At 37.7% G+C, this 13,157-nt stretch carries 13 protein-coding genes; 12 read left to right on the top strand and 1 reads right to left on the bottom strand.

What is annotated here, in order from left to right:
• Positions 1 to 10 precede the first annotated feature (10 nt).
• From IGJ99_RS05635 to lepB, 10 genes are all read left to right on the top strand, one after another.
• Positions 11 to 2,107: a cation:proton antiporter gene (locus IGJ99_RS05635; protein WP_010735759.1), complete on the top strand. Its 2,097-nt coding sequence runs from the start codon at positions 11 to 13 to the stop codon at positions 2,105 to 2,107.
• Between the two features lie 221 nt (positions 2,108 to 2,328).
• Complete coding sequence (locus IGJ99_RS05640; protein ID WP_010735758.1) at positions 2,329 to 4,215, top strand: ABC-F family ATP-binding cassette domain-containing protein; 1,887 nt, start codon at positions 2,329 to 2,331, stop codon at positions 4,213 to 4,215.
• Positions 4,216 to 4,225: 10 nt separating this feature from the next.
• Complete coding sequence (locus tag IGJ99_RS05645) at positions 4,226 to 5,173, top strand: thymidylate synthase (RefSeq protein WP_010735757.1); 948 nt, start codon at positions 4,226 to 4,228, stop codon at positions 5,171 to 5,173.
• 14 nt (positions 5,174 to 5,187) lie between these two features.
• On the top strand, positions 5,188 to 5,700 hold the full coding sequence (locus IGJ99_RS05650; protein WP_010735756.1) for a dihydrofolate reductase: 513 nt from the start codon (positions 5,188 to 5,190) through the stop codon (positions 5,698 to 5,700).
• A 264-nt stretch (positions 5,701 to 5,964) separates the two neighbouring features.
• The gene (locus tag IGJ99_RS05655) at positions 5,965 to 6,807 is read left to right on the top strand and encodes a DegV family protein (RefSeq protein ID WP_409173808.1); all 843 of its coding nucleotides are present in this window, start codon (positions 5,965 to 5,967) and stop codon (positions 6,805 to 6,807) included.
• Positions 6,808 to 7,049: 242 nt separating this feature from the next.
• A complete protein-coding gene (locus IGJ99_RS05660; RefSeq protein WP_438770670.1) occupies positions 7,050 to 7,946 on the top strand; it encodes an SGNH/GDSL hydrolase family protein in 897 nt (298 codons plus the stop codon).
• The gene (locus IGJ99_RS05665) at positions 7,939 to 8,595 is read left to right on the top strand and encodes a YpmS family protein (protein ID WP_010735753.1); all 657 of its coding nucleotides are present in this window, start codon (positions 7,939 to 7,941) and stop codon (positions 8,593 to 8,595) included. Before IGJ99_RS05660 ends, IGJ99_RS05665 begins: the two co-directional genes overlap by 8 nt.
• Before the next feature lie 32 nt (positions 8,596 to 8,627).
• Positions 8,628 to 9,146 (top strand): peptide-methionine (S)-S-oxide reductase MsrA, encoded by a 519-nt coding sequence (gene msrA / locus IGJ99_RS05670; RefSeq protein ID WP_010735752.1) that lies wholly within the window; start codon positions 8,628 to 8,630, stop codon positions 9,144 to 9,146.
• Positions 9,143 to 9,370: a YozE family protein gene (locus IGJ99_RS05675; RefSeq protein WP_010735751.1), complete on the top strand. Its 228-nt coding sequence runs from the start codon at positions 9,143 to 9,145 to the stop codon at positions 9,368 to 9,370. The genes msrA and IGJ99_RS05675 overlap by 4 nt, the downstream gene beginning before the upstream one ends.
• 248 nt (positions 9,371 to 9,618) lie before the next feature.
• A complete protein-coding gene (gene lepB, locus IGJ99_RS05680) occupies positions 9,619 to 10,170 on the top strand; it encodes a signal peptidase I (RefSeq protein WP_010735750.1) in 552 nt (183 codons plus the stop codon).
• Between the two features lie 52 nt (positions 10,171 to 10,222).
• Here the strand turns inward: lepB and IGJ99_RS05685 are convergent, their stop codons facing one another.
• Positions 10,223 to 10,621: a VOC family protein gene (locus IGJ99_RS05685; RefSeq protein WP_010735749.1), complete on the bottom strand. Its 399-nt coding sequence runs from the start codon at positions 10,619 to 10,621 to the stop codon at positions 10,223 to 10,225.
• A gap of 358 nt (positions 10,622 to 10,979) precedes the next feature.
• Between IGJ99_RS05685 and IGJ99_RS05690 the strand changes: the two genes are divergently transcribed.
• Complete coding sequence (locus IGJ99_RS05690) at positions 10,980 to 11,624, top strand: helix-turn-helix domain-containing protein (protein ID WP_438770671.1); 645 nt, start codon at positions 10,980 to 10,982, stop codon at positions 11,622 to 11,624.
• A gap of 677 nt (positions 11,625 to 12,301) precedes the next feature.
• The gene (locus IGJ99_RS05695; protein ID WP_010735747.1) at positions 12,302 to 13,078 is read left to right on the top strand and encodes an aminoglycoside phosphotransferase family protein; all 777 of its coding nucleotides are present in this window, start codon (positions 12,302 to 12,304) and stop codon (positions 13,076 to 13,078) included.
• Positions 13,079 to 13,157 lie beyond the last annotated feature (79 nt).

Below are 13,157 nucleotides of genomic sequence, written 5' to 3' on the forward strand. Positions count from 1 at the left end.
GGGATCAAGCATGGAATTTGCAGAGTTAGTGATTGTTTTTGCAGTCACGATCACGCTATCCAACATAGCAAGTCGTATCTTGCCAATGATCCCTGCACCACTGATCCAAATATTTCTTGGCGTGGTTTTAGGATTGACCGAATGGGGTGAATCCATCAATTTTGAACCTGAATTATTTTTAGTGATGATCATCGCCCCCTTGCTTTTTAGAGAAGGAGAAAAAGCGGATATCGCCTCGATCCTGAAAAATTTCGATACGATATTGTTTCTCGCTTTTGGTGGGGTGATCTTGACTTTGATTGGCGTTGGAGCAACGTTATCATTTCTGTTGCCCAGTGTCCCTTTAGCCGCGTGTTTCGCTTTTGGTGCAGCACTAGGTCCGACAGATGCGGTGGCAGTCAGTTCGCTTTCCAATCGTGTGAACATTCCGAAAAAAGCCATGCATATTTTAGAAGGTGAAGGGTTACTGAATGATGCTTCTGGCGTAACAGCCTTCCAATTTGCCTTAGCTGCTTTGATCACTGGGACGTTCTCTGCGGTAAACGCAGGCGTTACACTGATTTTATCAAGTATTGGCGGGGCAGTAGTCGGCTTTTTGCTTGTCTGGGTAAAAAGAAAAATCATTGGTTTGATCGAGAAAGCATCGGCACGTGACGTAACAGGCTACTTATTGATTGAATTGTTGTTGCCTTTCTTAGCGTATGTTTTAGCCGAAGTCTTTCATGTTTCAGGAATTATTGCAGCAGTGGTTGCAGGGGTATTACAAGCCTCAGGATTTAAAAAAATCTCAGTCTTTGATGCGGAGTTGTCAACTTTATCGAATAGTACATGGACAACGATTGCCTTCACATTGAATGCGCTGGTATTTATATTTTTAGGAATTGAACTGACACAAGTCTTTACACCAGTTTGGGGAGATGGACTGTATTCGAATAGTTTGTTGCTAATGATCATTTTATTGGTTTCAATCATGCTGTTCGTCATACGCTTCGTTTCAATCAGCTTATTTTATATGTTTAAGGGCGGTTTTCAAAGTTTCAAAAAACAACTGAATGAAGTCTTGATCTTAACTTTCGGGGGTGTAAAAGGAACAGTCAGTTTAGCGACTATTTTTATTTTACCATTCACGATCAATCAAATGGCATTCAATCAACGATCATTGCTCTTATTTTTAACGGCAGGGGTTATTTTGGTCACGTTGATTATCGGGATCATTGTATTGCCAATGTTGACTGAAACAGAAGAAGCAGCGACAACTGATTTAAAAGCTTTGATGATCTTGGAAGAAGTGATTGAAACACTACGCTTAGAAAAAGAAGCGGAAGAACCAGGATCAAAAGCTTATTTAGCGATAGAAGCAGTGATTGAGACTTATCAAGAAAGAATCAGTGAGCTTTATTTATCTGATTTGAGTGGAGATGAAAAGCAAGAAGTCCAAGAAATCCAAGCGTTGATTTTATCGATTGAGCGAGATGGCTTGGATGAAAGATATCGTTCTGGGAAGTTGTCTTCTAATGGCTATCGCTTTTATTCAAGATTCCTAGCTAACTTTGAACAGTCGATCACAAGTCAAATTTTGTCATTCATTGGATTTTGGTTTATTGTGGTACGCCGATTGATGCGGATCGTTCTCCACCCCAAAATGTTTTGGCAAAGACGGCAAAGTGATCGCCAAACTATGATCTCTGATAAAGACATTCAGGAAATTCGAGAGACGTATCAAAAGAATACGCAATTGATCATCGAAAGTTTGGAGAATCTAACGGACGTTTATGATGATACGATGATCGGATTCTTTATCGAACAACGAAAAGCTCAGGGGATTCGGATGATGAGTGGTAATCTGATTTCCACTTGGATGATCCAACAAGATCGTTTGTTTACGAAGAAGATGCTAAGAGGTTACTATTTAGAAAGAAAAGTCATTGATGAATATGAAGTCGCAGAAACGATCACGACTTTTTCTGCGAATCAATATAGACGAAATATCAATCTGTTGGAGTCCTATACAATGAATCAACCGACAGATCGTTTTTCATTTCGCTTTGCGTTCCAAGCGAAAGCAAAGAAATTTCAATTGAAACAAGACCAAAAGAGGAAGTTGTGACAAAGCACAGCTCCTCTTTTTTTTGAGGTTGTGACAGAAGTCGTTTAACCTTAATAATTAAGTTCATCCAGGAAGTCAGGTTTTTGAATCCTGTGTATTTGGTTATATGAAGTGAGAGAACACGTATCTTCAATGCTACCTAAAAAAAAGAATATTCGAAAAAAACTATCTTTTAAACAATTGTTTTATGTTACAATATCCAAGATAAGGGGGGAGTACTGGTGAAAGAGCTAAAAATAACTGACCTCAAAAAAACATATGGAGAAAAAGAATTATTTAATCAGATCTCCTTTTTGATCCATGAACATGATCGCATCGGTTTGATTGGTACCAATGGAACTGGTAAAACAAGTCTTTTGAATATCATCGCTGGACTTGACAGTGGAGATGGTGATCAGCAGACAGTTTTTTATCCGAATGATTACCGTATCGGTTATTTATCACAAACCGATTCATTTGCAGAAAATGATACGGTCTTACAAGCTGTTTTTCAAGGGAATAGTCCATTGATCCAGACTGTACGACTCTATGAGGAAGCCTTGATTGCATTAGCTGAAAATGGCGATGATGAAGCAGTCCAAAAACGCTACGCATTGGCAGAAGAGCGAATGAATAAAGAGGACGCTTGGACGACGGATACAAATGCCAAGATCATTTTGCAAAAATTAGGGATCAGTCAATTAGAAAAGAAAATCGGTGAGCTTTCGGGTGGACAAAAAAAACGTGTCAGCTTAGCACAGGTTTTGATCGATGAACCTGATCTTTTATTACTTGACGAGCCGACAAACCACTTAGATTATGCAGCGATCGAATGGTTGGAATCTTACTTGAAACAATATCGTGGTGCCTTATTGATGGTTACCCATGATCGTTATTTCTTAGATCGTGTCACGAATCGGATCTTTGAACTTGCCTTTGGGAATCTTTATGAATATAAAGGCAATTATGAAGCTTATCTTATTGAAAAAGCCGAGCGAGATCGTGTCGAAGTCGAACAAGAAGAAAAGCGTAAACGCCTGTATAAGCAGGAGCTTTCTTGGATGCGAGCGGGAGTACAAGCTCGTGGGACGAAACAGCAAGCACGTATCAATCGCTTTGAAGATTTAAAAGAAAACTTATATCAAGTCAATCATGATACGGATATCGAACTAAATATCGCGACACAACGTTTAGGTAAAAAAGTGATCGAGATCAAGGATGGTTCGTATTCGATTGAAGGAAAACCTTTGCTCCAACACTTGGATCTATTGATCCAATCAAGAGAGCGTCTAGGAATCACTGGAGAGAACGGCGCTGGAAAGTCAACGTTGTTAAATATCTTAGCAGGGAAATTATCCTTAGATAGTGGCATCTATACGATTGGCGAAACTGTTCGATTAGCTTACTATACACAGGAAAATGAAAAAATGTCTCCGGACAAACGAATGATTGCTTATCTGCAAGAAGCGGCAGAAGAAGTCCAAACTGCGGATGGAACGCAAATCGGTGTCGCCGAACTTTTGGAGCGGTTCTTGTTTCCAAGATTCATGCACGGAACACTGATCCGTAAACTGTCTGGTGGGGAAAAGCGTCGTTTATATTTACTCAAATTATTGATCCAGCAACCAAATGTTCTATTGCTGGATGAGCCAACCAATGACTTAGATATCGCTACTTTAACGATTTTGGAAGATTATTTCCGGACATTCCCTGGAGCGGTGATCACCGTTTCTCATGACCGTTATTTCTTAGATAAGGTAGTTGATAAACTGTTAGTTTTTCTAGGAGATGGCAAACAAGAGCTTTATTATGGCGATATGTCTAGCTATTTAGCCAAACGCAAAGAAGATCAACAGATTCAACCAGAAAAAGTCAAAGCTAAGATAGAAGAAAAAAAATCTGAGCCAAAGAAAAAGCTTTCTTATATGGAACAGAAAGAATGGGCAACAATCGAAGATGAGATTGCGGAACTAGAGAATCGTTTGGATGAATTGCAAGAGGAGATGAACCATCAAGGGGATGATTTCACACGATTGCAAGAATTACAAAAAGAAGTAACCACAACTGAAGAACTGCTGGAAGAAAAAATGTCACGTTGGGAATATTTAAGTGAATGGGCAGATAATTAGGAGGGAAAAGATGGAGCAAGCATATCTTGATCTAGGGAAAAAGTTGTTATCTGATGGACATGTAAAAGGTGATCGTACGGGAACAGGAACATTTAGTTTATTCGGTTATCAAATGCGATTTGACCTGCAAAAAGGCTTTCCGTTATTGACGACAAAACGTGTACCTTTTGGTTTGATCAAAAGCGAATTATTATGGTTTTTAAAAGGAGACACGAATATCCGTTATCTTTTACAAAATAATAACCATATTTGGGATGAATGGGCATTTGAACGGTATATCAAAAGTGAGGATTACCAAGGGCCGGATATGACAGATTTTGGACATCGTAGTTTGACTGATCCAGAATTCAATAAAATCTATCAAGAAGAAAGCAAGAAATTCTGTGAAAAGATAGTGGCAGATGAAGAATTTGCAGAAAAACATGGAGATCTTGGTCATATTTATGGCTATCAATGGCGTCATTGGGAAACCAAAGAAGGTAGTTTCATCGATCAAATCAAAGAAGTGATCGAAGCTATCAAGCAGACACCTGATTCAAGACGACTGATCGTCTCAGCATGGAATCCAGAAGATGTGCCAAGTATGGCTTTACCTCCTTGCCACACGATGTTTCAATTCTATGTAAATGACAATAAACTAAGTTGCCAGCTGTATCAAAGAAGTGCTGACGTGTTTTTAGGTGTCCCGTTCAATATTGCTAGCTATGCTTTATTGACACATCTGATTGCGCATGAAACGGGATTAGAAGTTGGTGAATTTATCCATACTTTAGGCGATGCGCATCTTTACTCAAATCACGTAGAACAAATGAAAGAACAATTGTCTCGTGAAGTTCGTCCATTTCCGAAGCTAGTATTGAATACAGAAAAAAACTCTGTGTTTGATTTTGAAATGGATGATATCAAAGTTGAAGGATATGAGCCGCATCCTTCAATAAAGGCACCTATCGCGGTCTAAGAAAGGATGAGAAAATGTTCGCTGCAATCTGGGCACAAGATGAAAATGGCCTGATCGGAAAAGAAGATAGACTTCCTTGGCATTTGCCGAATGATTTGAAATTTTTTAAGCAAATGACTGAAGCGAATGTATTGATCATGGGACGAAAAACATTTATGGGGATGGGCGGTAAGCCACTACCTAATCGTAAAACGATTGTTTTGACAAGAGACCGTGAGTTTACAGCCGAGGGCGTACTAGTGATGCATGATGTCAATGAAGTATTAGCTTATGAAAAAGAAGCAGATGAAATTTTATTTGTTGCTGGAGGGTCAGCAATCTATGAAGAATTTTTACCTTACTGCACAATTTTGTATCGTACGGTGATCCATCACTCTTTCGAAGGAGATACGTATTTTCCTGCTGTAGACTGGCAAGCATGGTCATTGATCAATATCAGTCCGGGAGAAATAGATGAAAAAAATAGTTATGCACATCAGTTTGAGACGTATAAACGTAAAGAAGAACACACAACAGAAGAGATATAATGTTTCGTTGAATCTATAGATTCAAAGCGGAAGAAACCGAAATGGATTTTTTATCATTCAGGTTTCTTCTGCTTATTTTGTCGTTCCATCAAAAAAAGTAGAACAGATAAAGAAAACTGAGTAGAACCATGTTATCATAACAAACAATTTATTTTTAATTTGTTTATAACTGAATTTGATGAAAAAACAGAAGTTCTTTGGTATACTGAAAGTGGACCTGCCTGAAAAATGCTAGGCACTTTGTGAAAGAAAGAGTGTGAAATAATGACAAACGTAAAAATAGTAACAGATTCTTCTTGTACAATGGAAAAAGCAGTACGAGATTATTTGAATATTCATGTTATGCCATTATCAATTATGATCGATGGCGTTGTATATCCTGATGACGATCAACTAGGCGGAGAGAAATTCATGGAAATGATGGCTAAATCAAAATCATTACCTAAAACAAGTCAACCGCCGATCGGCGAATTCATTTCAACGTATGATGAATTAGGACAAGATGGTAGTGAAGTGATTTCCATCCATATGACGAAAGGGTTAAGTGGAACGGTTGAAGCTGCAAGACAAGCAAGCAACTTAACGAAAACAAACGTCACAGTCATTGATAGTGATACGACTGACCAAGGTTTATCTTTCCAAGTGATTCGTGCGGCTGAAATGGCCAAAGAAGGTAAATCAGCAGAAGAGATCCTTGCTGAAATCGAGAAGATCAAAAATAATACCAAACTTTATATCGGTATCTCCACATTGGATAACTTAGTAAAAGGTGGAAGAATCAGTCGTGCAACTGGTTTACTATCAAGTATGTTAAACATTCGTGTGGTGATGAACTTTGCTCATTCAGAGCTGATTCCTGTGACAAAAGGTCGTGGGAAAAAGACTTTCGACAAGTGGTTTGATGGCTTGAAGAAAGAACTGAAGGCTCTACCGAACGTTCGCCAGATCGGTATCTCACATGCAGGTGCCACAGAGCTTGCTCGAGAGTTTGAAGAAGGCTTGAAACAATTGTTTCCCGATATGGACATCCCAGTATTGCATACAAATCCAGTGATTGCTACCCATACAGGGGAAAATGCTTTTGCAATCATGTATTATACCGATTGATGAATGTAAAATAAGGAATAGAAGGACAGATCATGTGAAGACAAATAAACGTGTTCTTTGTGATCTGTCTTTTTTCGTTCAAGTGCTACTAGCATAAGGAAGTGAGGAGGAAAAGACATTTTGAGATGCTCCACTTCCTTTAGCAGATGAGAAACAGCCTCTTTCTTTTTTTCAGAAAAGGGCTATTTTTTTAATTGGAATTTTGGTAATATAAGAAACAATCATGGTCTAGAGGTGAAACAATGAAACAAATGAAACAACAGTGGTTGCTTGTTTTGATCCCTTTGTTCACTGCAGTTCTTCTCTTTGTCGGACTCTCTTTGAGCGTGCCGAAAGCACAGCCTTTGTTAAAACCGGCAGCATCGGTTACTTCTGAAAGCAATCAAAAGGAAAAGTTACACTATGTAGCAATTGGCGATTCATTGACTGAAGGAGTAGGCGACCAGACGAAACAAGGTGGTTTTGTTCCGTTAGTCGCAAATGACATAAAAGAAAGATACGGTTTGACAGCCATTGAAATTGAAAACTATGGTGTAAATGGCGAACGAAGTGATCAAATATTAAAAAGATTGAAAAGCAATGAAGAAATCCAAAAGAATATCGAAACCGCAGACATTATTACCTTGACTGTTGGTGGGAATGATTTAATGAAAGTGATCCAAAATAACCTTTTTGGTATCAGTATCCGTTCATTCAATAAACCAATCAAGAAGTATCAAGAAAACGTCCAAGCCATCATCGAAGAGATACGAGGGTTAAATAAAGAGGTACCTATCTATATTTTAGGGATCTACAATCCATTTTATTTGAACTTCCCTGAGATTACAGATATGCAAACGATTGTGGATAACTGGAATGAAGGAACACAGCAAGTAGTAAATGAAGCAGAAAATAGCTATTTTATCCCGATCAATGATCTATTGTATCAAGGATTAAATCAAGAGGTCGGAATTACTGAAGCTTCTGATCAGTCAGCTTCTAGCGATAGTTCGAACGGGACGAAAAATAATGTGTTATATGAAGAAGATCATTTTCATCCTAATAACTTAGGCTATCAATTGATGGCTAATGCTGTGAGAGATCAATTAATCGAAACGCATGAAAAATGGCTGGTCAAGGAGGGAAACAAGGATGGATAAACGTAGTTCAACAGTTGTAAAAAACAAAAGGCATAACTACTGGAAATACGCATTTCTGATTTTATTAGGCCTGATCATTGGTTCGACGATTTTCTTGGGTACGCGGATATTCGCCAATCGTGAACCTGATTTGCCAGAAGTACCAGCGATTACAGAAAGACAAGGCGATCCAGTATTGACGATCAATACTCAAAAAGAAAAAGTCAACCAACTGATCAGCTTTTTCTTGACAGATTTCCAAGAAGGACAAGATATCAAGTACAAATTTTATTTAGAAAATGAAGCATTGCTTAATGGGACGTTTGAAGTGTTAGGATTCCCTATCGACTTTTACTTGTATTTTGATCCGTATGTAATGGAAAATGGTAATGTTCAGTTAAAAGCAAAAAGTCTATCGATCGGTACATTGAATCTGCCGATCAAAGATGTGATGAATATGATCAAGCGAAATTACAAACTACCTGAATGGATCGAGATCAATACAGACGATTTAACGATCATGTTACGATTAGACCAATTCCGTATGCAAAATGGAATGTACATCAAAGCGGACAAAATTGATTTAGTCAACGATGATATTCGCTTTAGTTTGTATTTACCAAAAGATTCCTCAACGACGGAAGAAACGACCGAATCTAGTACTAATTAAGTGATATCTCGAGAGTAAGGGAGGAATCAACAATGGAACGAGCAATATTTGCAGGAGGTTGTTTTTGGTGCATGATCCAGCCTTTTGACACATTACCTGGCATCCACACGATCATGTCCGGTTATACTGGAGGTCATGTGCCAAATCCAACGTATGAACAAGTGAAAGCCAAAACAACAGGACATACTGAAGCAGTAGAAATCTTGTATGATCCTGAATTGATCTCATACGAGGCATTACTTGAGCTTTATTGGCAACAAACAGATCCTACAGACGCTTTTGGTCAATTTGAAGACCGAGGCGACAATTACCGACCTGTGATTTTTTATACTACAGAAGAACAACGTCAAAAAGCTGAAGAAAGCAAACAACAACTTGCAGCAAGTGGTCGCTTTAGTGATCCCATCGTTACGACGATTGAGCCAGCGGAGACCTTCTATTTAGCAGAAGATGAACATCAAGATTACTACAAAAAAAATCCTGAGAACTTTGAGCGTAATCATGCGCGTCGTGCGGCATTTATTGCTGACAATTGGGAGGGAAAGCAATGAATCGCAGCTTCTATCACTATCTGATGACTCTTCGTGGAGGGAAATCTTCCGATGCGTTATCAACGTTTGCAACCGAAGCTGGAAAAGATATCCAGTTTCCAAAACATAGTACGAGTTATGAAGAAATCTCTGATTATTTAGAAATGAATGTTGATTATTTGCCCTCTATGGATATCTTTGATAAAGCTTGGGATCATTATCTAGAGAATAATCATCTCGCCTGAACAATGGATCTGGTATGAAGGGTATGACTTAAAAAAGACGAGACAAGTACTGCTTAGACAATATTTTTGAATAGTCCTATTTGATACAGTGATTTTGGTCTATTCAATTATTTCTAAAGCATCGTACGTATGTCCGTCTTTTTTCGCGTCTATCTGTAAATGATTATTGAACCATTCGCTTTTTCTGTAGTTATTCTATATAATGAGGATAATAGGTTAAGATTTTACGAGGGATGGATTGATGGGCTTTGACAAAAAAGCAGCGTTATATTGACCGTTTTTGGTTATTTATTAAATTTTTACTTTGTTCCATAGTGATTGCATTTATTTTACGGGGATTTATATTGATCCCAGTACCAGTGGAAGGAAACTCGATGGAGAATGTCCTTAAGCAAGGTGATATGGTCGTTATGGAAAAATTCTCTGAAATCAGAAGATTTGATGTAGTCGTTTTCCAACTTTCAGATGGCACGATCTATATCAAGAGAGTCATTGGTCTACCGGGAGAAACTATTAGTTATGAAAAGGACCAACTAAAAATCAACGGCCAGCCAATCGAAGAACCTTATTTAAGTAAAAATATCCGTTCGGACCATGAAAATGCACCTTATACTACCGATTTTACCTTGGAAGAGTTGACAGGATATACAGAATTACCTGAAGATAGCTATTTTGTTTTGGGGGATAATCGTCGTGTATCAAAAGATAGTCGTTCATTTGGAACAATATCTAGAGATGAAATTTTAGGAAAAGCGAGATTTGTGTATTACCCATTAAATGAAATCAAATGGATCAGGTAAAATAAAAGAAGACTTCCCAATAGCAATATGTTGGAAAGTCTTCTTTTTTTGATTATATTTTCATCCACATTGGTTCCAATGTGTTTCCATCAGGATCTTGTACTTCAAGAGAATACATTTCTTCTTCCGGTATTCCCATCTCGACTGTATGGTAGCTACCACCATTTTCTTTTGCAATTTCACCAAAACGTTTGACTTCTGCAGCATTTGCTAAACTAAAAGCAATCAGTGCACCGCTCATTTTTTTTGTGTCTGCGATTTCTTTGTTTTTCAAGAATTTTTTGTAAAAGTCATGTGTCAAGAGCATCACCCAAAATGTGTCATCCCAAACCATTGCGCTTGCTTCCTCAGTTGAAAATTCTTTATTTTGTTTGAATCCTAATTTTGTATAGAATTCGACCGAGCGACCAACATCTTGCACAGGGAAATTGACAAAAACCATTGTGTTCATCTTGCTACAGCTCCTTTCAATTTTCCTCTATCATGCGCTCGTCGGTAAGCGTTGTCAAAGTATTTAACTTGGGGAAGAATTTTTTATTTTATTGGACGTATCCGCTAAATGTATAATCAACAGTACTATAAAAATAATTTTTTCATAAGTACTCCTTTTTTGTTATTTTTTAGTGGACGTTCACCTCTTGATAATAAGTGTTTTGTTTCACATTTTCAATAGCAAGAATCCTTGTTTTACAAGGTGTCACAGATTGTGACATCGAATAATCGGAAATATATCAATTCGTTTCAATAATTCGCTTTTAAGTTCTTTTATGAAATGGTTATAATGAGAGATAGAATAAGGAGGCGATGTTGTGGATTTTGGTAAAATATTAAAAGAAAAAAGGCATCAAGCAGGAATTACACAGGAAGAATTGGCAAAGAGATTAAATGTTAGTCGTTCAGCTATTTCTAATTGGGAAATCGGCAGAAATTACCCAGACATACATACACTAGTGGAAATATCGACCAGCTTAGGTGTGTCTTTAGACGAACTATTGGAAAATTCTACTATGACTGAGACGATGATTGATACTACTAAAGAAATGGCGATGAATCAGAAAAAAAAGCGAGGAAAATTGTTTTTTGTAGTAACACTTTGTTCGATTGTTCCAGTCATGTCGCTTTTATTTTTTTCATTTTCTAAGCAACCGACGATTGTCTTGAATGCAGTTGAAAACGCCGATTCAGAAGAGGTAGCGCTCTTTAACAAAGAAGACATCAAAGATATTACCCTCAAAGACAAGAAAATGACTGTTCTTTTTACTATACCTAAAGACAGTGAATATGTTGGCTACTATGTTGACGGAAGTAATCAAAAAGGATTTGTAAACCTTGATTTATATAAGACTGCTGATTCTGATGTCAATCAGCGGAAATTAGTACATGATGGACTGATTGAAGTAGATTTAGATATGTTTACAAAAGTGAATAAAATTAGTGTGAATTATAAAAAATAAAGCGTATTGCAAGAAGTATTCAAAAATAGCTGTATGAGGACAAATGAAGGAGTTCTATGGTTAGTGAAGGTAAGTATGGCAAAATAAAAATCTTCTAAAAAACTTTTAGAAATCAGGGGAATCTTCTTGTCAACGAGCTGTATACTTCGAGTCGGATCAGGTTAAAAAGTAAGCTTCATGAAACGAATCGTTCAGTCGATTGTTTTACGGAGCTTACTTTTTTCATTACTATGCAAATTCTTTTTTACATTGATTGCTTTCTAACGTTGGCTGATTGACCGTTTGACATTTCTTAAAACTGACTCATGGCGTACGCCAAAAGATCGGCTAGGAATCAGAAATATAAAGTATTCCTCTTGTGAGTAGATCGGACAAAGGATTTTATCCTGTTAAGGTATTCCCTCCTCATCAAATATTTTTGTCCAGTTTACGATCTGAATAAGCATGGATTCACTTCTCCAGAGTTTCGCATAATATGTCGGTACACGTTCTGAGATAACTATGAAATAGAAGACTTGTTTCAATGGTAAATATTTCTAGGATAGCCAACATTCTCCTTGAATGACTTTAACAAATGGAAACTTGCTTGTTGAAAGGACGTCTCTCTTTCCATTTTTAGAACATGAGGTGGAATCGATATGGTAAACTGAAGAAAAGAGTCGAAAGCGAGGAGCTAGATGATCGAAAAGAAACCAAAAGGAAGAGACGGTGTAGTGATCCAAGAAGAGCAAGTGATTCGTCCTAAGAAAGTCTGGTCGGAGGAGGTCCAAAAATTTTTAAGTTACCTAAGGAACCAAGGTGTAACTTATGTGCCAGAACCACTAGGCTATGATGAGCAAGGAAATGAAGTGGTATCTTATCTCGCAGGTGAGGTCTATGATTATCCTTTGCCCCCTCAATTGTTGACGGACAGTGCCATTTGTTCAGCAGGTCGGTTGTTAAGAGATTTCCACGACCAAAATCAAGGATACCTTACTTCCTTAAGTGGCACAGAACCGTGGATGCTACATTCGTTCGGAGAGCGTGAGGTAATGTGTCACAATGATTTTGCGCCATACAATGTGACAACGAAAAATGGTATAGCCATTGGTATCATTGATTTTGACACGATCACACCAGGATCAAGAACCTGGGATGTAAGCTATGCCGCCTATCGCTGGGTACCTTTAGAGATGAATCAAGGAGATCCAATCACGGATGAAACGTGTCATCGTTTAAAAAAATTTATTGAAGCATACAGACTAGATGAGTCCGAGTATCCAAATTTGATTCCTACGATGATCGAGCGACTTTCTTATATGATGGACTTCATCACTAAAGCAGCGAGTCGCGGGGAAGCAAATTTTCAAAAAAATATACAAGAAGGCCATCTAAAAAAATATGAGCAAGATATTCAATGGTTGCTCGATAATGAGAAAAAAATTCTTAGAAAGTTGCAAAATGAAGAAACTTGAGAATAAGCCGTTTGATTTTTAGTTTTTTTCTTGTATACTCCTAGAAGTGTAGTTCATTCAAGTACTGTATAAGTAAAGA

It is taken from the genome of Enterococcus sp. AZ095b, from assembly GCF_051714725.1.
GTDB classification, from domain to species: Bacteria; Bacillota; Bacilli; order Lactobacillales; family Enterococcaceae; genus Enterococcus_B; species Enterococcus_B pernyi.

Coding starts and splice junctions, on each gene's coding strand:
- IGJ99_RS05635 (WP_010735759.1), top strand. CDS start 11: ATGGAATTTGCAGAGTTAGTGATTGTTTTTGCAGTCACGATCACGCTA.
- IGJ99_RS05645 (WP_010735757.1), top strand. CDS start 4,226: ATGGAGCAAGCATATCTTGATCTAGGGAAAAAGTTGTTATCTGATGGA.
- IGJ99_RS05650 (WP_010735756.1), top strand. CDS start 5,188: ATGTTCGCTGCAATCTGGGCACAAGATGAAAATGGCCTGATCGGAAAA.
- IGJ99_RS05655 (WP_409173808.1), top strand. CDS start 5,965: ATGACAAACGTAAAAATAGTAACAGATTCTTCTTGTACAATGGAAAAA.
- IGJ99_RS05660 (WP_438770670.1), top strand. CDS start 7,050: ATGAAACAAATGAAACAACAGTGGTTGCTTGTTTTGATCCCTTTGTTC.
- IGJ99_RS05665 (WP_010735753.1), top strand. CDS start 7,939: ATGGATAAACGTAGTTCAACAGTTGTAAAAAACAAAAGGCATAACTAC.
- msrA (WP_010735752.1), top strand. CDS start 8,628: ATGGAACGAGCAATATTTGCAGGAGGTTGTTTTTGGTGCATGATCCAG.
- IGJ99_RS05675 (WP_010735751.1), top strand. CDS start 9,143: ATGAATCGCAGCTTCTATCACTATCTGATGACTCTTCGTGGAGGGAAA.
- IGJ99_RS05685 (WP_010735749.1), bottom strand. CDS start 10,621: ATGAACACAATGGTTTTTGTCAATTTCCCTGTGCAAGATGTTGGTCGC.
- IGJ99_RS05695 (WP_010735747.1), top strand. CDS start 12,302: ATGATCGAAAAGAAACCAAAAGGAAGAGACGGTGTAGTGATCCAAGAA.